Source organism: Streptomyces sp. NPDC028289, from assembly GCF_055565975.1.
In genome coordinates, this window is sequence record NZ_JBVHTI010000009.1 from 366,101 (window position 1) to 382,589 (window position 16,489).

Genomic DNA, 16,489 nt, shown 5'->3' on the forward strand with positions numbered 1-16,489 from the left:
TTTCATCGCCGGCTCCTTCCGCTCTCCAGAGCCGACCCAGACCGCACAGCGAGGTGCAAGGGACATGCACAGAAACCACCGAGCCGCCGCCATGGCCGCCACCGTTCTCGCGGGCGTCCTGCTCGCCGCGGGCTGCTCCAGCAGCTCAGGCGGCAAGAAGTCCCAGGACAGCGGCGCCGCCGCGTCCGCCGGCAAGGCGTCCACGCCCCGCATGACGGTGGCCATGATCACCCACGCCCAGCCCGGCGACACCTTCTGGGACCTGATCCGTAAGGGCGCCGCCGCGGCCGCCGCGAAGGACAACATCAAGCTGGTCTACTCCGCCGACCCGAGCGCCGCCAACCAGGCCAACCTGGTGCAGAACGCGATCGACCAGAAGGTCGACGGCATCGCCCTGACCGCGGCGACGCCCGACGCCCTGAAGGCGGTGGTGACCAAGGCCAGGGCCGCGGACATCCCGGTCGTCGGCTTCAACTCCGGTCTGGACGCCTGGAAGAAGCTCGGCATGCTGGAGTACTTCGGCCAGGACGAGAACATCGCGGGTGAGGCCTTCGGGCAGCGCCTCAACCAGCTGGGCGCCAAGCACGCCCTGTGCGTCGTGCAGGCCCAGGGCCAGGTCGCCCTCGAAGCCCGCTGCGCGGGCCTGGCCAAGGGCTTCAAGGGCAAGACCGACAAGATCTACGTCAACGGCACCGACATGCCCTCGGTCAAGTCCACCATCACGGCCAAGCTCCAGCAGGACTCCTCGATCGACCAGGTCGTGACGCTGGGCGCCCCGATCGCCCTGACCGCCATCCAGTCCGTCAAGGACGCCGGCAGCAAGGCCGAGGTCGCCACCTTCGACCTCAACAAGGACCTGGTGTCCGCCGTCCAGAACGGCTCCGTCGAGTTCGCGGTCGACCAGCAGCCCTACCTCCAGGGCTACCTCGCCGTCGACTCCCTGTGGCTCTACAAGAACAACGGCAACTACAGCGGCGGCGGCACCGCCCCCGTCCTGACCGGCCCCGCGTTCGTCACCAAGGACAACGCCGACTCGATCGCCAAGTTCGCGGCCAACGGCACCCGCTGACGTTCAGTCGGCGATCAGCGGGTCGAGCGGGCCGTCCCCTGAAGGGGGCGGCCCGGTCGTGCCCCGCACCACCAGTTTCGGGTCCAGCACCGCTTCCCGCGGCTCCAGTTCGGGCTCCTCCAGCCGCTCCACGGCGAACCGCACCGCGTACTCGGCCATCAGCCGCGCGTCCTGGCGGACGGTGGTGAGGCCGACCGGCATGAGGTGGGAGAGATGGCTGTCGTCGAAGCCGACCACGGAGAGGTCCCCCGGCACCTCGACACCGCCTCGGGTCATCGCCATCAGCACGCCCATCGCGCAACGGTCGTTGCCCGCCAGCACCGCCGTCGGCAGCGGCAGCCCGCGGTCGCGTTCGGCGAGCAGCAGCCGTCCGGTCTCGATGCCGGACTGCTCGGTGTGCGCCCCGGGTATCACCCGGATCTCCGGCTCCAGACCGTGCCGGCGCATCGCGGCCCGGTAGGAGCGCCGCCGCTCGGCCGATCCGGGGCCCCGGCCGCCGTCGATGTGGACGATCCTGCGATGGCCGAGCTCGACCAGGTAGTCCATGGCCTGCCGGACGCCCTTGCTCTCCGCGCTGTGCACGAAGTCCACCCGGGCCCGCGGCACCCGGCGGCTGACCGACACCGTCACGACGCGCCGGCCGAGTTCGTCCAGGTAGCCGGGTTCCGCGTCCGGGCCGAGCAGGATCAGCGCCTCGCAGCGGTGGCCGAGCAGCGCCTCGACCGCCTTCTCCTCGCTGCGGCCCCGGGCGGCGGCGGAGAGCAGCACGTCGTAGCCGAGCCGTTCGGCCTCCGGGTAGACGCCCTCGATGAGGTCGGTGTGGAAGGTCTGGTGGACGGTGAACATCACGCCGAGGGTGCGGCTGCGGCCCCGGGCGAGCAGCCGGGCCGCACTGTCGGGGCGGTAACCGATCTCGTCGGCGACCCGCAGCACCCGCTCGCGCGTCTCCTGGCTCGCGCCCGGCTGGTTGCGGAACACGATCGACACCAGCGCCCGGGAGACACCCGCCCGGTCGGCGACGTCGGACATCGTCGGCCGCTGCCTGCCCACTCCATCCACCTGCACACCCACCCTTCGACGGAGCCAACCCTAGGCCCTGCCCCGGGGATCTCCCGGAAATCCTCCCGCAACAAGGTATTGACATGACATTCGGACAGGGGTCATCGTACTCGCACTAGAGCGCACTAGTAGAGCGCGACAAAGGCCCGTCTCACGCGGCACGGCCCCCTCCCTCCCCCGAAGGACACGCCATGGCAACGGCGCCAACCGCCCTCCGCACCACCGCCGGCAACCTGTGCCTCGGCTCCGCCCCCGACTCCTGGGGCATCTGGTTCCCCGAGGACGAGCACCAGGTGCCGTACACCCGCTTCCTCGACGAACTGAAACAGGCCGGCTACCAGTGGTTCGAGCTCGGCCCCTACGGCTACCTCCCCACCGACCCGCGGCGGCTGAAGGAAGAGCTCGACGCCCGCGGGCTCAAGGTCTCCGGCGGCACCGCGTTCGGCGCGCTGCACCGCCCCGAGGCCTGGGACGAGATGCTCGCCCACGTCCGCCGGGTGGCCACGCTGACCCAGGCCGCGGGCGCCCACCACCTGGTCCTCATCCCGCCCATGTACCGGGACGAGAAGACCGGCGCGTTCACCGAGTCGCCCGAACTGACCGCCGAGCAGTGGGCGGGCTTCGGCAAGGCCGCCGACCGGCTGGGCCGGCTGCTCCTCGACGAGTACGACGTAAGCCTCGTCGTCCACCCGCACGCCGACAGCCACATCCAGACCCAGCCGGAGATCGAGCGGCTGCTGAACGAGTCCGACGGCCGGTACACGAACCTGTGCCTGGACACCGGGCACGTCGCCTACGGCGGCGGGGACAACGTCGACCTGATCCGCCGCTTCGGCGAGCGCGTCGGCTACGTCCACATCAAGCAGATGGACCCGGCGGTCCTCGCCCAGGTCGCGGCGGAGGACCTCGGCTTCGGCGAGGCCGTCAAGCGGGGCGTCTGCGTCTCGCCGCCCGCCGGAGTGCCGAACCCCGCCGACGTGATCGCCGAACTGGCCGCGCTCGACGCCGAGCTGTTCGTGATCGTCGAGCAGGACCTGTACCCGTGCGACCCCGAGGTGCCGCTGCCCATCGCCACCAGCACGCGTGAGTACCTGAACGGCCACGGCCTGTCGGGTACCCGTCGCCCCGCCCGCGACCGGTGAGGAGGCGGCTACGACACCGGCGTCATCAGGGGATGGGCGTCGCGGCCGTGGTGCTGTGGCCGGCCAACTTCGTGATCGGCCTGGTCCTCCCGTCGCTGGTCTCCGCCGTCGGGATCTCCGGCACCTTCTTCCTCTTCGTCGTGGCGGGGATCCTCTCGCTCACCTTCGTGAAGCTCTACGTCCCCGAGACCAGGGGCCGCACCCTCGAAACCCTCGAAGCCGAACTCCGGGCGTGCTTCTCCTGACCCCTGAAGGGACGACCATGACCGTACGCGTAGGCGTCATCGGCGCCGGCTGGATCGGCAACGAGCACATCCGGCGCCTCACCCACACCGTCACCGGAGCCCGTGTCACCGCGGTCACCGACATCGATCCGGCCCGTGCCGCCGAGGCCGCGGAGCCGGTCGGCGCCCGGGTGCTGACCGACGGGACGGCCGTGGTCGCGGCGGACGACGTGGACGCCGTACTCGTCACCTCCTGGGGCCCCACCCACGCCGAGCACGTGCTGAACGCGATCGCCGCCGGGAAACCGGTCTTCTGCGAGAAGCCCCTCGCCACGACCGCTGAGGACTGCCTGCGCATCGTCGAGGCCGAACAGGCACACGGCCGCCGCCTGGTCCAGGTCGGCTTCATGCGCCGCTACGACGCCGGCTACCGGCAGCTCAAGCAGGTCATCGACGCCGGCCGCATCGGCGAGCCGCTGATCGTGCACTGCGCCCACCGCAACCCGACCGTCCCGGAGTCCTACACCTCCGCGATGGCCGCGCTGGACACGGCCGTGCACGAGGTCGACGTGCTGCGCTGGCTCCTCGACGACGAGATCGTCTCCACCCAGGTGATCACCCCGCGCGCCACGAGCAAGCGGTTCGAGCACCTGAAGGACCCGCAGATCATGCTCTTCGAGACCGCCAAGGGCGTCCGCATCGACCTGGAGGTCTTCGTCAACTGCCGGTACGGCTACGACATCCAGTGCGAGGCGGTCGGCGAGGAGGGCCTGGTACGGCTGCCCGACCCGGCCGCGGTCGGCGTCCGTACCGCCGGACAGCACAGCACGGCGGTCCTCACCGACTGGGTGGGCCGCTTCCGGGACGCCTTCGACACCGAGTTCCGCGAGTGGATCGCCAACCTGGCGGCGGGCTCCGCGCCCACCGGCCCCTCCGCCTGGGACGGCTACGCCGCCACCGTCATCACCGCCGCGACCGTCGAGGCCCTGGAGTCGGGCAGCGTCGTCGCCACCGACCTCAAGCCCCGCCCGGCCTTCTACGGAGGTACCGCATGAAGATCGCACTCGACCCGTACATGTTCCGCGCCCTGCCGATCGGCGACATGGTGCGCACGGTGGCCGAACTCGGCTACGAGTACATCGAGTTGTCGCCGCGCGACGACTTCATGCCGTTCTTCCTGCATCCGCGCGCGGACGACGACCGGATCGCCGAACTGAAGAACTCCCTGCGCACGCACGGCGTCCAGCTCTCCTCCGTCCTCCCGCTGTACAGGTGGTCGTCCCCGGACGAGACGGAGCGGCAGGCGGCCGTCCGCTACTGGAAGCGGATGATCGAGATCACGGCGGATCTCGAATGCCCCCTGATGAACAGCGAGTTCAACGGCCGTCCGGAGCGGGCGTCGGAGAGCGAGGCGGCCTTCTGGCGCTCCCTGGAGGAGCTCCTCCCCCTCTTCGAGCGCGAGGGCATCGCCCTCAACCTGGAGGCGCATCCGGACGACTTCTGCGAGGAGAACACCCCCGCGGTCGACCTGGTCCGCGCGATCAACAAGCCGTGGGTGAACTACCTGTACTGCGCCCCGCACTCCTTCCACCTCTCCGGCGCCGACCCCACGGCCGACATCGCGGCGATGATGAACTACGCGGGCGACAAGCTCCGGCACGTGCACATCGCGGACTCCTTCAACCACAAGGGCTCCAGCGGGCTGCGCTACATCCTCAACCCGCCCGGCACCGCGGCCCGCGTCCACCAGCACCTGGACATCGGCCAGGGCGAGGTCGACTGGGACGCGTTCTTCGGCACCCTGCGCGAGCTGGACTTCGACGGTGTCGCCACCGCCTGCGTCTTCGCCTGGGAGGAGCGGGCCCGCGAGTCCTCGGCGTTCATGCTGGACCGCATCAGGAAGGAGCTGGCGGCGTAGGCGCTGCACTGGCGGTGCCGTGGTGTGTCGTTGTTCGGCCGCGGCGCCGTCGTGGCTGGTCGCGCAGTTCCCCGCGCCCCTTACGGGGCGCTGTCCAACCGCAGCTGACTTCGCGAGGCCCGCTCAGCCGAGAGCCTCCTCGATCGCCGTAAGCCACACGTCGACCGGCCCGGCCGTCAGGAACCCGCTGCCCGCCCCCGCGAGTTGGCCGGCGGCCGGGCGCAGGGACGACAGGCAGCGGCGCAGGGCCGGACGGTCGCCGAGTGCCAGGGCTACGGCCGCGGCGACACACCACAGTGCCTCCTGCACGAGGTCGGCAGGAGGCTCGGGCAGCCCGCGCAGCGCGTCGCGGGCCGCCGTTTCGTCACCGGCGGCGAGGGCGAGCGCGGGCCGGACCCAGGGGAGGTACGGTCCCCAGTCGGCGGCCGGGTCCACGGCGTCGCGGATACCGTGCGGCCGCCCCGTCAGCCGGAGGCAGAGCAGCGCGAAGGGCAGCAGCCCGTCGCGCACCCCGGGCATACCGGCCCCGTCGAGGAGCCGGCCGACCTCGCGGTAGGCGGCCTCGACGGCACCGGTTCCGCCCCCGTCGTGCCCTGTCCCGCCCGTCGCCGCCAGGCGCAGTGCCCGGTATCCCTCCGTGAACACCCGGACCAGCGGCAGTTCATGACGGGCCGCCAGCCGGTCCGCCGCCGTGGCGTGTTCGTCGGCCGTCGCGAAGTCGGAGAGGGCGGCGCGGGCGTGCGTCCGGATCAGGTGGCCGAGTACCTCGTAGGTGACCAGGCCGTGCCGGGCGGCGAGGGCGACCAGTTCGGTGCCGACGGCGTCGCGGCGCGGGGCGAGGCCGGTCCCGGTGCAGGACTGCATGAAGACGCCGTTGAGGGCGAAGGCGAGCAGCGCCGGGTCGTCCAGGCGGCGGGCGAGGTGCTCCGCCTCGGCGGCGGCCGCCACGGCACGCTCTGATCCGGTGCCGCGGGACTCCAGGGCGACGGTGGCGAGCAGCCGGCAGCGGGCCGCGTCCTGGGCGGGAGTGGCGGGGAGGCGGACGAGCGCCTGTTCGGCGGCCCGGACGATGCGGGCGGCGCCCGTCTCGTCGTCGGACCGGGGCCAGATCGCGGGGACGTCGTAGGCGCCGATGACCCGGGCGGTGAGTTCCGGGTCGCCGGACTCCTCGGCCGCGGTGATCGCCGCTAGCCGGTGTTCGAGGGCGGCGGCCGGCCCGCCGGAGCCGGTCACCGCGAGGGTGCGCAGCAGTCCGACGGTCGATTCGAGCCGGGCCCGGGCGCCGGCGGCGACGTTGCGGTCGTACGCCTCGGCCGCCCGGGACCAGACCCGGGCCGCCGTAGCCCCGCGTTCCGCGTCCAGGCCGGGGTCATGGGCGAGCACGTCGGCCTCCAGCCGCTGCAGGGCCCGGCCCGGGTCGAGGCCCAGCCGGCCGGCGAGGGTCGCGCGGGCCCGGCGCAGCACCGCGAGGGCGTCGCCCTGGCGGCCGGTCCGGTAGAGGGCGAGCGCCAGCAGCCGCCAGGCCTCCTCCCGCCACGGGTGCCCGGTGAGGTGGGCGTCCAGGTCGGGTACCGCCTCGGCCGCCCGGCCCGCCGCCAGCAACGCCTCGGCCCGCAGCTCCACGGCCCGCAGCCGCAGCTCGGTGAGCCGGCCGCGCTCGCCCCTGCACCACTCCTCGTCCGCGAACTCGGCGTAGGCGGGCCCGCGCCACAGCTCCAGCGCCTCCCGCAGCCGGTGCGCGGCCCGCGCGGGCTCCTCCTGCGCGGCGGCCTCCACGGCCTGCTCGAACCGCCAGGCGTCGACCGCTTCCGCGCGCAGGGCGTAGCCGGGTCCGTCGGTGACCAGCAGCCGGGCCGGGGTGCGGGGCGGCCGGTCGGGTTCGAGGGCGCGCCGCAGATCGCCCACGAAGGTGCGGACGGCGCCGACGGCGGCGGGCGGCGGCTCCTCCCAGAGGTCGGCGACCAGCCGGGCGACGGGTACGACCCGTCTGCGGGCGACGATCAGCCGGGCCAGTACGGCGCGGTGCTTGGGGCCCTTCAGGGCGAGCGTGGCACCGGCGCGCTCCGCCGTCACCGGCCCGAGCACCCCGAAGCCGACCTCGTCCTTGCTCACCCGCCCACCGTACGTGCTGCTGATCGGCTGCTGATCAGGGCACGGGAGCCTCGGCGCATGAACATCCCCGGTTTCCAGCAGCACCGCATCCCGGTCGCGGACGGTGTCTCCCTGCACACGGCCGTGGGCGGCACCGGCAGCCCCGTCGTCCTCCTCCACGGCTTCCCCCAGACCCACCTGATGTGGCGGCACGTGGCCGTCGAGCTCGCGGCCGACCACACCGTGATCTGCCCCGACCTGCGCGGCTACGGCGCCAGTGACAAACCGGCCGACGCGGACGGGTCGTCGTACTCGAAGCGGACCATGGCCGCGGACGTCGTGGCGCTCGCCCGGGCCCTCGGCCACGAACGCTTCGCGCTGGCCGGGCACGACCGGGGCGCCCTGGTCGCCTTCCGGGCCGGGCTCGACCGTCCTGGCGCCGTCACACACCTGGCGCTGCTGGACGTCCTGCCCACCGCGGACATGTGGGAGGTGCTGCGCGGCGCCTCGGCCGCCGTGGCCTTCCACCTCTACCTCATGGCCCAACCGCCGGGTCTGCCCGAGCAGTTGATCGGTGCGGCGCCGGACCTGTTCTTCGGTCACTTCCTCGACCTGTGGTCCCGCGCCCCGGCGGCGATCCCCGCAGACGTCCGCGCCGGCTACCTCGCGGCCTGCCGGGAAGCGGTGCCGTCGATCGTGGCCGACTACCGCGCCTCGGCGGGCGTCGACGCCGAGCACGACCTGGCCGACCGGGCCGCCGGACATGTGCTCGGCATGCCGGTCACCGTGCTCCAGCAGGACTGGGGCGCCGCTCTCGGCTACGACGCGGGTGCCCTGTGGCAGGCCTGGGCGCCGGACCTGGAGCACCGCACGGTGACCTGCGGGCACTTCATGGCGGAGGAGGCGCCGGGCGAGGTCACCGACGCGATCAGGAAGACGCTCGCCCGGTGAACGGCCGGGCCCCGGCGACCGGGGCCCGACCGACCCGACGGCCGTTCACACGGGCGCGTCAGGCCTTGACGAGGGTGATGTCCCGCTCCGCGACGGCGTGGATGAACGGCAGCGGCAGGCCGCCCACGGGGCGCAGTTCCAGGATCGTGGCCTCGACCTGCGCCGCGCCGGGCTTGAGCTTCTCCGTGGTGACCTGGCCGGTGTTCTTCCAGTCGTGCTTGGTGCCGTCGCACACGGCCCGGCTGCCGCCGATCCCGTGGTGGAGGTTCGGCGACTGCTGGCTGATCGAGGAGCTGATGAAGACCGGTCCCGTGGCACCGGTGCAGGTGTAGGTGCCGGAGAGGGTGACCGTGCCGTCGGAGGCGAGACTGCCGGTCGGGTCGACGGTGACGGCCTCGGTGGCGGCGGCGGGCTCGGGGGCGGCGGTCGCGGGGGCGACGGCCGCGCACAGCAGCGCGACGGAACCGAGGGCCGCGGCGAGGGCGGGGCGTACGGGCATGGCTACGGGCATGACTTCCTTCCCGGAACATGGGGGGGCAAGCCCTGCATACCGGGCGGCCCGGGCACATCGCGTGACCGTCACCCCTTCGTTGGCGCGTCCCGGCCCGCCGTCCGGGCCCGCCGGGTCCCTTCCCCGTCTCGGGCGTGCGGTGACCGTCGTGGAAGCGTCCGTGAGTTGTCCGCGTGTTGTCACAGGTCGCGGCAGGTGGTTCCCCGGCGTTCACGGCGGGAGCATGGTCTTGGCATGGCTCCCGGCGAAGGCGCCGAAGGCAACCCGTGGAGGTGCGCCATGTGTTCCCACCAGTCCCCGAGCGCGACGGCCGACCGCGGCCTGGCGCACATCGTGGCCGCCCACCCCGAGCAGGGCTGGACCCTGCTGTGCGACGGGGCGATCGTCTTCGACGACACGGGCGAGCTGCACGCCGACGGCAGCGTGGTCCCGCCGCACCGCGGCCCGGCCGAGCGCCTCGCCGTCGCCGCCTGACCCGGCCCCCGGCAGCCGGCGCGCGGCATCCGGGACGGGCCCCGGAATCCTGACTCTCATTCAGCCGTGCACCGAAGGTGACCAGCAGTGATGCCGGGGACCTAAAATGATCAACGTGCCCGAGCAACACGCCCCGAGGTCCCTCATCGTCACGCTCTACGGCGCGTACGGCCGCTTCCTGCCCGGCCCGGTGCCCGTCGCCGAGCTGATCAGACTGCTGGCCGCCGTGGGCGTGGACGCCCCCTCCGTACGTTCGTCGGTGTCCCGGCTGAAACGGCGCGGGCTGCTGGTGCCGGCCCGGACCGCGCAGGGTGCCGCCGGGTACGAGCTCTCCCCGGAGGCACGGCAACTGCTCGACGACGGCGACCGCCGGGTGTACGCCTCCGCGCCGCGGCAGGACGAGGGCTGGGTGCTCGCGGTGTTCTCGGTGCCCGAGTCGGAGCGGCAGAAGCGGCACGTGCTCCGCTCCCGGCTGGCCGGACTCGGCTTCGGCACGGCCGCGCCGGGCGTGTGGATCGCCCCGGCCCGGCTCTTCGAGGAGACCAGGCACACCCTGAGCCGGCTCGGCCTGGACCCGTACGTGGACTTCTTCCGCGGCGACCACCTCGGCTTCCAGCCCACCACCGAGGCCGTCGCCCGCTGGTGGGACCTGACCGCCATCGCCAAGGCCCACGAGCAGTTCCTCGACGCCCACGAGCCGGTGCTGCGCGGCTGGGAGCACCGCACCGACACCCCGCCCGAGGACGCCTACCGCGACTACCTCCGCGCCCTCGACACCTGGCGCCACCTGCCGTACACCGACCCCGGGCTGCCGACGAACCTGCTGCCCGCCGACTGGCCGGGCACCCGCGCGGCGGCCGTCTTCCGCGCCCTGCACGAACGGCTGCGGGAGGCCGGGGGCGCCTTCGCCGGCCTGCAAGCGGCTCCCTGAACGCCCGCGTGAACACACTGCCTTTTGTGAAATGTTCATTGCAGGGCACTGTGACCTCTTGCGTACCAGGAGTCACTCAGTTAAACCTCAGGTTCCTTAACCGCTCCTCTCAGACTTCTTACCTACTCTTCGACGGGTCGTACGCGAGTTCGCCGAGAAGGTAAGGAAGAGGTCTGTTGCGCATGACCACCACGCCAAGGGCTCAGGGAGCCACGGTCTGGCTGACGGGGCTGCCGAGCGCGGGCAAGACGACGATCGCCCGCCTCCTCGGCGACCGGCTCAAGGCCGAGGGACATCGCGTGGAGGTCCTCGACGGTGACGAGATCCGTCGCTTCCTCTCGGCCGGCCTCGGTTTCTCCCGGGCGGACCGCAACACCAACGTGCAGCGCATCGGCCTGGTCTCGGAGGTGCTCGCACGCAACGGCGTGCTCTCCGTCGTCCCGGTGATCGCCCCCTACGCGGACAGCCGCGAGGCGGTCCGCAACCGGCACGAGAAGAGCGGGACGCCGTACCTGGAGGTACATGTGGCGACCCCCGTCGAGGTGTGCAGCGAGCGGGACGTGAAGGGCCTGTACGCCAGGCAGGCCGCGGGCCGGCTGACCGGGCTGACCGGCGTCGACGACCCGTACGAGCCGCCCACGGATCCGGCGCTGGTGCTGCGCACCCAGGAGCAGACCCCGCGGGAGTCGGCGGACGCGGTGCACGCGCTGCTGGTGGAACGGGGGCTGGCATGAGCACCTTCACGCTGTCGCACCTGGACGCGCTGGAGTCCGAGGCGGTCCACATCTTCCGCGAGGTGGCGGGCGAGTTCGAACGGCCGGTGATCCTCTTCTCCGGCGGCAAGGACTCCATCGTCATGCTCCACCTCGCCCTCAAGGCGTTCGCCCCGGCCGCGATCCCCTTCTCGCTCCTGCACGTGGACACCGGACACAACTTCCCCGAGGTCCTCGAATACCGGGACCGTGTGGTCGCCGCACATGGGCTGCGCCTCCACGTGGCCTCCGTACAGGACTACATCGACCGCGGTGTGCTGCGCGAACGCCCCGACGGCACCCGCAACCCGCTCCAGACCCTCCCGCTGACCGAGAAGATCCAGAGCGAGAAGTTCGACGCCGTCTTCGGCGGCGGCCGCCGCGACGAGGAGAAGGCCCGCGCCAAGGAGCGCGTCTTCTCCCTGCGCGACGAGTTCTCCCAGTGGGACCCGCGCCGCCAGCGCCCCGAGCTGTGGAACCTCTACAACGGCCGGCACGCCCCTGGCGAGCACGTCCGCGTCTTCCCGCTCTCCAACTGGACCGAGCTGGACGTCTGGCAGTACATCGCCCGCGAGGAGATCGAACTCCCCCAGATCTACTACGCCCACCACCGCGAGGTCTTCATGCGGGGCGGGATGTGGCTGACCGCCGGTGACTGGGGCGGGCCGCGGGAGAACGAGTCCGTGGAGAAGCGGCAGGTGCGCTACCGGACCGTCGGTGACATGTCCTGCACGGGCGCGGTGGACTCCGACGCCGACAGCATCGAGAAGGTGATCGCCGAGATCGCCGCCTCCCGGCTGACCGAGCGCGGCGCGACGCGTGCCGACGACAAGCTCTCCGAGGCCGCGATGGAAGACCGCAAGCGCGAAGGGTACTTCTAGGCATGACCGCCATGACCAGCACGACCATCGACACCCTGCGGTTCGCGACCGCCGGCTCCGTCGACGACGGCAAGTCCACCCTCGTCGGACGGCTGCTGCACGACTCCAAGTCGGTCCTCGCCGACCAGCTGGAGGCCGTCGAGCAGGCCTCCCTCAACCGCGGCCAGGACACCCCCGACCTCGCCCTCCTCACCGACGGCCTGCGTGCCGAGCGCGAGCAGGGCATCACCATCGACGTGGCCTACCGCTACTTCGCCACCCCGAAGCGCCGGTTCATCCTCGCCGACACCCCGGGCCACGTGCAGTACACCCGCAACATGGTCACCGGCGCCTCCACCGCCGAACTGGCGATCATCCTGGTCGACGCCCGCAACGGGGTCGTCGAGCAGACCCGGCGGCACGCGGCCGTGGCGGCCCTGCTGCGCGTCCCGCACGTCGTCCTGGCCGTCAACAAGATGGACCTGGTCGGCTACGAGCGGGCCGAGTTCGAGCCGATCGTCGCCGACTTCACCGCCCAGACCGCCGAGCTGGGGCTCCCCGAGGTCACCGCGATCCCGGTCTCGGCGCTGGCGGGTGACAACGTCGTCGACCGTTCCGCGCACATGGACTGGTACGACGGCCCGGCGCTCCTGGAGTTCCTGGAGAACGTCCCGGTGGCCGCCGACGCCACCGACGCCCCGGCCCGTTTCCCGGTCCAGTACGTCATCAGGCACGGTGACGTCCGTCACTACGCGGGCCAGTTGGTCTCGGGCTCGCTGCGGGTCGGCGACCGGGTCACCGTGCACCCGTCCGGGGCCACCTCCACGATCGCCGCGATCGACGTGCTCGGCGCCGACGCCGAGGCGGCCCATGCCCCGCAGTCCATCGGGGTGCGCCTGACCGACCAGCGGGACGTCTCGCGCGGTGACATGATCACCACGGGTCCGGAAGCGCCGGTGCTCACCCAGGACGTGACGGCGGCCGTGTGCCATCTGGCCGACCGGCCGCTCCGGGTCGGCGACCGGGTGCTGCTCAAGCACGCCACCCGGACCGTCAAGGCGATCGTCCGGGACCTGGGGGGCGCGGCCGAGCTGACCGTCAACGACCTGGGCCGGATCACCCTGCGCAGCGCCGAGCCGCTGCCGCTGGACCCCTACGCGGTCTCCCGCCGTACCGGCGCCTTCATCCTGATCGACCCGGCGGACGGCGCGACGCTGACCGCGGGGATGGTCGAGTTCGGCTGACCCCTCCTGCTGCGGAAGAGCCCCCGGAAACCGGGGGCTTTTTCGTATGTGCCGCGTCACAAGGTCACGGCGCGTCAATAAGGCGGTAACAGCGGAGCCGGACGTGGGAGACGGGCCCATCGGCGGGGTAAGCCACCCGTTACCGGGACGAAGGTCCCGTCAGGGGGGCGCCGACAGCGTCCGGGACGGGACCCGTACCATTCCTACAGTTGAAAGCAGGACAAGCAGTGATCGCCTGCGCCATGAACGGAATCACCGTGTACGAACCACCTTCCGCCGCCTCCTGGCGTATCGCGCTGCCGCACACCGTCGCGGCCGTGCCGGTCGCCCGTGCCCTGGTGCGCTCGGCGATGGAGGAGGCGGACCACGCGGCCGACCCCGACACCGCCGAACTGCTCACGGCGGAACTGGTCGCCAACGCCGTGGAGCACACCGCCGGCAAGGGACCGATAGAGCTGGTCGTCGAACTGGTGCCGGGGGCCTGCAAGGTCGAGGTGCACGACCCGGACCCGGCGCCGCCCGGCCATCTCACCCGTCCGGTGATCGAGGAGCCCGACCCCATGCAGGAGGGCGGGCGCGGCCTGCTGCTGATCCGCGCCCTGAGCTCGTCCTGCGGGCACCGCCCCACCGAGTCCGGCAAGGCCGTGTGGTTCAGGCTTCCTGCAGTACCGCGTCAGTGGCGGCCGGCGTAGCCGGCTCGGCGGCGGCCAGCGTGGACTTCCGGCGTCCGTAGCCGACGTAGACCAGCAGGCCCACGGCCAGGAAGACGGCGAACTGGATCCAGGTCGTCCACCCGGTCTCGTACATCAGGTAGAGACAGAAGCCGACGCCCAGCAGCGGAGCTACCGGGTAGAGCGGCACCCGGAAGGTGCGGGCGAGGGACGGTTCGCGGCGGCGCAGGGCGATCACCGCGATGTTCACCACGGCCATGATCGCGAGGGTGCCGATGGTGCACAGGTTCATCACCGCGTCCAGCGAGGCGAAGGCCGCCGGCAGTGCGAAGACGGCCGCGACGATCAGGGTGCCCGCGACGGGCGTGGCGGTCTTCGGGGAGACCTTCTCGAAGACGCGCGGGATCAGGCCGTCCCGGGACATGGACATGAGGATGCGGGTCTGGCCGTACATCACCGCGAGGACGACCGAGGCGATGGCGACGACCGCGCCGAAGGCGATCACACCGCCGCCGATCGTGGACCCGGTGACCTGGTTGACGACGTAGGAGAGCGCGGCGGGGCGGCCCGCGACCCGGTCGCCGCCGATGGCGCCGATGGCGGCCAGCGCGACCGCGCAGTACAGCAGGGTGACCACGCCCATGCAGACGAGGATGGCGACCGGGATGTCCCGGCGCGGGTTCTTCGCCTCCTCGCCGGCCGTGGTGATCGCGTCGAAGCCGATGTAGGAGAAGAACGCGGCCGTGGTGCCCGCGCCGATGCCGCCGAGGCCCGCCGGGGAGAACGGGACGAGGTTGCCGTCCTTGAAGGCGCTGAAGCCGATCGCGCAGAACGCGAGCAGGATGACCAGCTTCACGGCCGCCATCGCGGCGGTGGCCCGGGCGCTCTCCCGGACCCCGCGCACCAGCAGGACGGCGGCCATCGCGATGACGATCACGGCGGGGAGGTTCACGATCCCGCCGTCGCCGGGGCCCGCGGACAGGGCGTGCGGGAGCTGGAGGCCGGTGAGGCTGTGCAGCAGCTCGTTGACGTACTGGCTCCAGCCGACCGCGACGGCCGAGATCGAGATGCCGTACTCCAGGAGCAGGCACCAGCCGACCAGGAACGCGGTGGACTCGCCGAGTCCGGCGTAGGCGAAGGAGTACGACGATCCGGAGACCGGGATCGCGCCGCCCAGCTCGGCGAAGGACAGGGCGGTGAAGACGCAGGTGACCGCGGCGAGGACGAAGGAGACGACCACGGCCGGGCCGGCCTGGGCGACCGAGTCGGAGAGGCCGACGAAGATGCCGGTGCCGACGATCGCTCCGATGCCGAAGCAGATCAGCTGGAAGAGGCCCATGGTGCGGCGGAGGCCGTGGCCCTCCCGGTCGGCGCCTGATTCGGCCACCAGGAGGTGGGGGGACTTGATGCGGGGCATGCGGGTGGTGCTCGTTTCTGGTGGTGCGGGTGCGATCCGGGGTCGGTCGCGGCGGCGGCCTCGGCGAGGGGTGGTGCCGGGCCGCCGCACAGCATAGGGGCAATGAACAGGGCTGGTCAGGCGAGTGTGGCCACCAGCACGGCCTTGATGGTGTGCATCCGGTTCTCGGCCTCGTCGAAGACGACCGAGTGCTCGGACTCGAACACCTCGTCGGTGACCTCCAGTTCGGTCAGCCCGTGCCGCTCGTGGATCTCGCGGCCGACGACGGTACCGAGGTCGTGGAAGGCCGGCAGGCAGTGCAGGAACTTCACGTCGGGGTTGCCGGTGGCACGGAGCACGTCCATGGTGACGGCGTACGGTCCGAGCAGCGCGATGCGCTCGTCCCAGACCTCCTTGGGCTCGCCCATCGACACCCAGACGTCGGTGGCGACGAAGTCGGTGTCACGCACCCCGTCCTTCACGTTCTCGGTGAGTGTGATCCGGGCGCCGGACGCGCCGGCCAGCTGCTGGGCCAGCTCGACGATGGTGTCGTCCGGCCACAGCAGACGAGGCGCGACGATCCGGACGTCCATGCCGAGCAGGGCGCCGGTGACGAGGTAGGAGTTGCCCATGTTGTAGCGGGCGTCGCCGAGGTAGGCGAAGGCGATGTCGGTGAGCGGCTTGTCGCTGTGCTCGGTCATGGTGAGCACGTCGGCGAGCATCTGGGTGGGGTGCCACTCGTCGGTGAGACCGTTGTAGACGGGCACGCCGGCGAACGCGGCCAGCTCCTCGACGACGCCCTGGCCGTGCCCGCGGTACTCGATCGCGTCGTACATGCGGCCGAGGACCCGGGCGGTGTCCTTCACCGACTCCTTGTGCCCGAGCTGCGAGCCGGCCGGGTCGAGGTAGGTGGTGGCGGCGCCCTGGTCGGCGGCGGCGACCTCGAAGGCGCAGCGGGTGCGGGTGGAGGTCTTCTCGAAGACCAGCGCGATGTTCTTCCCGCGCAGGTACTGGGTCTCGGCCCCGGCCTTCTTGGCCGCCTTCAGCTCGGCGGCCAGCTCGACCAGCCCCCGGAACTCCTCCTGGGTGAAGTCCAGCTCCTTGAGGAAGTGGCGGCCGGCGAGGGCGGTCGGGACAGTCGCCATGGGGGCGCTCCAGCGGTTGGGGTCGGCTTCGGGGACGTTGGAAGTCTATAC

Annotated in this window: 16 protein-coding genes and 1 pseudogene; 12 read left to right on the forward strand and 5 right to left on the reverse strand. The window is 72.0% G+C overall.

The window, feature by feature from the left end; genetic code table 11:
- Positions 1-64: 64 nt before the first annotated feature.
- Positions 65-1,069 carry a substrate-binding domain-containing protein gene (locus tag ACZ4UV_RS41435; protein ID WP_451020309.1) on the forward strand — a complete coding sequence of 335 codons (1,005 nt, stop codon included), beginning with the start codon at positions 65-67 and terminating at the stop codon, positions 1,067-1,069.
- Between the two features lie 3 nt (positions 1,070-1,072).
- Here the strand turns inward: ACZ4UV_RS41435 and ACZ4UV_RS41440 are convergent, their stop codons facing one another.
- Positions 1,073-2,098: a LacI family DNA-binding transcriptional regulator gene (locus ACZ4UV_RS41440; RefSeq protein WP_390035198.1), complete on the reverse strand. Its 1,026-nt coding sequence runs from the start codon at positions 2,096-2,098 to the stop codon at positions 1,073-1,075.
- Positions 2,099-2,319: 221 nt separating this feature from the next.
- Between ACZ4UV_RS41440 and ACZ4UV_RS41445 the strand changes: the two genes are divergently transcribed.
- The 4 genes and pseudogenes from ACZ4UV_RS41445 (at position 2,320) to ACZ4UV_RS41460 (ending at position 5,412) form a co-directional block, all read left to right on the forward strand.
- Positions 2,320-3,270, forward strand: coding sequence for a TIM barrel protein (locus tag ACZ4UV_RS41445; protein ID WP_451020308.1), 951 nt, complete (start codon positions 2,320-2,322; stop codon positions 3,268-3,270).
- 29 nt (positions 3,271-3,299) lie between these two features.
- Positions 3,300-3,515 (forward strand): annotated as a pseudogene (locus tag ACZ4UV_RS41450) (MFS transporter); the annotation flags it as partial.
- Positions 3,516-3,532: 17 nt separating this feature from the next.
- Positions 3,533-4,549 carry a Gfo/Idh/MocA family oxidoreductase gene (locus ACZ4UV_RS41455; protein ID WP_451020307.1) on the forward strand — a complete coding sequence of 339 codons (1,017 nt, stop codon included), beginning with the start codon at positions 3,533-3,535 and terminating at the stop codon, positions 4,547-4,549.
- Positions 4,546-5,412, forward strand: coding sequence for a sugar phosphate isomerase/epimerase family protein (locus tag ACZ4UV_RS41460; RefSeq protein WP_451020306.1), 867 nt, complete (start codon positions 4,546-4,548; stop codon positions 5,410-5,412). The genes ACZ4UV_RS41455 and ACZ4UV_RS41460 overlap by 4 nt, the downstream gene beginning before the upstream one ends.
- A gap of 123 nt (positions 5,413-5,535) precedes the next feature.
- Here ACZ4UV_RS41460 and ACZ4UV_RS41465 read toward each other — a convergent pair whose 3' ends face one another.
- A complete protein-coding gene (locus tag ACZ4UV_RS41465; RefSeq protein ID WP_451020305.1) occupies positions 5,536-7,524 on the reverse strand; it encodes a BTAD domain-containing putative transcriptional regulator in 1,989 nt (662 codons plus the stop codon).
- 57 nt (positions 7,525-7,581) lie between these two features.
- Between ACZ4UV_RS41465 and ACZ4UV_RS41470 the strand changes: the two genes are divergently transcribed.
- A complete protein-coding gene (locus tag ACZ4UV_RS41470) occupies positions 7,582-8,454 on the forward strand; it encodes an alpha/beta fold hydrolase (protein WP_467845227.1) in 873 nt (290 codons plus the stop codon).
- 58 nt (positions 8,455-8,512) lie between these two features.
- Here the strand turns inward: ACZ4UV_RS41470 and ACZ4UV_RS41475 are convergent, their stop codons facing one another.
- The gene (locus ACZ4UV_RS41475; protein ID WP_451020315.1) at positions 8,513-8,953 is read right to left on the reverse strand and encodes a DUF6299 family protein; all 441 of its coding nucleotides are present in this window, start codon (positions 8,951-8,953) and stop codon (positions 8,513-8,515) included.
- 291 nt (positions 8,954-9,244) lie between these two features.
- Between ACZ4UV_RS41475 and ACZ4UV_RS41480 the strand changes: the two genes are divergently transcribed.
- The 6 genes from ACZ4UV_RS41480 (at position 9,245) to ACZ4UV_RS41505 (ending at position 13,918) form a co-directional block, all read left to right on the forward strand.
- Positions 9,245-9,439, forward strand: coding sequence for a DUF5999 family protein (locus ACZ4UV_RS41480; RefSeq protein ID WP_451020303.1), 195 nt, complete (start codon positions 9,245-9,247; stop codon positions 9,437-9,439).
- Positions 9,440-9,545: 106 nt separating this feature from the next.
- The gene (locus ACZ4UV_RS41485) at positions 9,546-10,370 is read left to right on the forward strand and encodes a PaaX family transcriptional regulator (RefSeq protein ID WP_451020302.1); all 825 of its coding nucleotides are present in this window, start codon (positions 9,546-9,548) and stop codon (positions 10,368-10,370) included.
- A 182-nt stretch (positions 10,371-10,552) separates the two neighbouring features.
- Positions 10,553-11,104, forward strand: a complete 552-nt coding sequence (gene cysC / locus ACZ4UV_RS41490; RefSeq protein WP_451020301.1) for an adenylyl-sulfate kinase — start codon at positions 10,553-10,555, stop codon at positions 11,102-11,104.
- The gene (cysD, locus tag ACZ4UV_RS41495; RefSeq protein WP_390034945.1) at positions 11,101-12,003 is read left to right on the forward strand and encodes a sulfate adenylyltransferase subunit CysD; all 903 of its coding nucleotides are present in this window, start codon (positions 11,101-11,103) and stop codon (positions 12,001-12,003) included. The genes cysC and cysD overlap by 4 nt, the downstream gene beginning before the upstream one ends.
- Before the next feature lie 11 nt (positions 12,004-12,014).
- Complete coding sequence (locus ACZ4UV_RS41500) at positions 12,015-13,226, forward strand: sulfate adenylyltransferase subunit 1 (protein ID WP_467845232.1); 1,212 nt, start codon at positions 12,015-12,017, stop codon at positions 13,224-13,226.
- A gap of 242 nt (positions 13,227-13,468) precedes the next feature.
- Positions 13,469-13,918, forward strand: coding sequence for an ATP-binding protein (locus tag ACZ4UV_RS41505; protein ID WP_467845235.1), 450 nt, complete (start codon positions 13,469-13,471; stop codon positions 13,916-13,918).
- Here the strand turns inward: ACZ4UV_RS41505 and ACZ4UV_RS41510 are convergent.
- Together ACZ4UV_RS41510 and argF are read right to left on the reverse strand one after the other, a co-directional pair.
- Complete coding sequence (locus ACZ4UV_RS41510) at positions 13,878-15,314, reverse strand: amino acid permease (protein ID WP_451020731.1); 1,437 nt, start codon at positions 15,312-15,314, stop codon at positions 13,878-13,880. The genes ACZ4UV_RS41505 and ACZ4UV_RS41510 overlap by 41 nt on opposite strands.
- 116 nt (positions 15,315-15,430) lie before the next feature.
- Entirely contained in the window at positions 15,431-16,438 is a 1,008-nt protein-coding gene (gene argF / locus ACZ4UV_RS41515) for an ornithine carbamoyltransferase (RefSeq protein WP_451020732.1), read from the reverse strand.
- Positions 16,439-16,489: the final 51 nt, after the last annotated feature.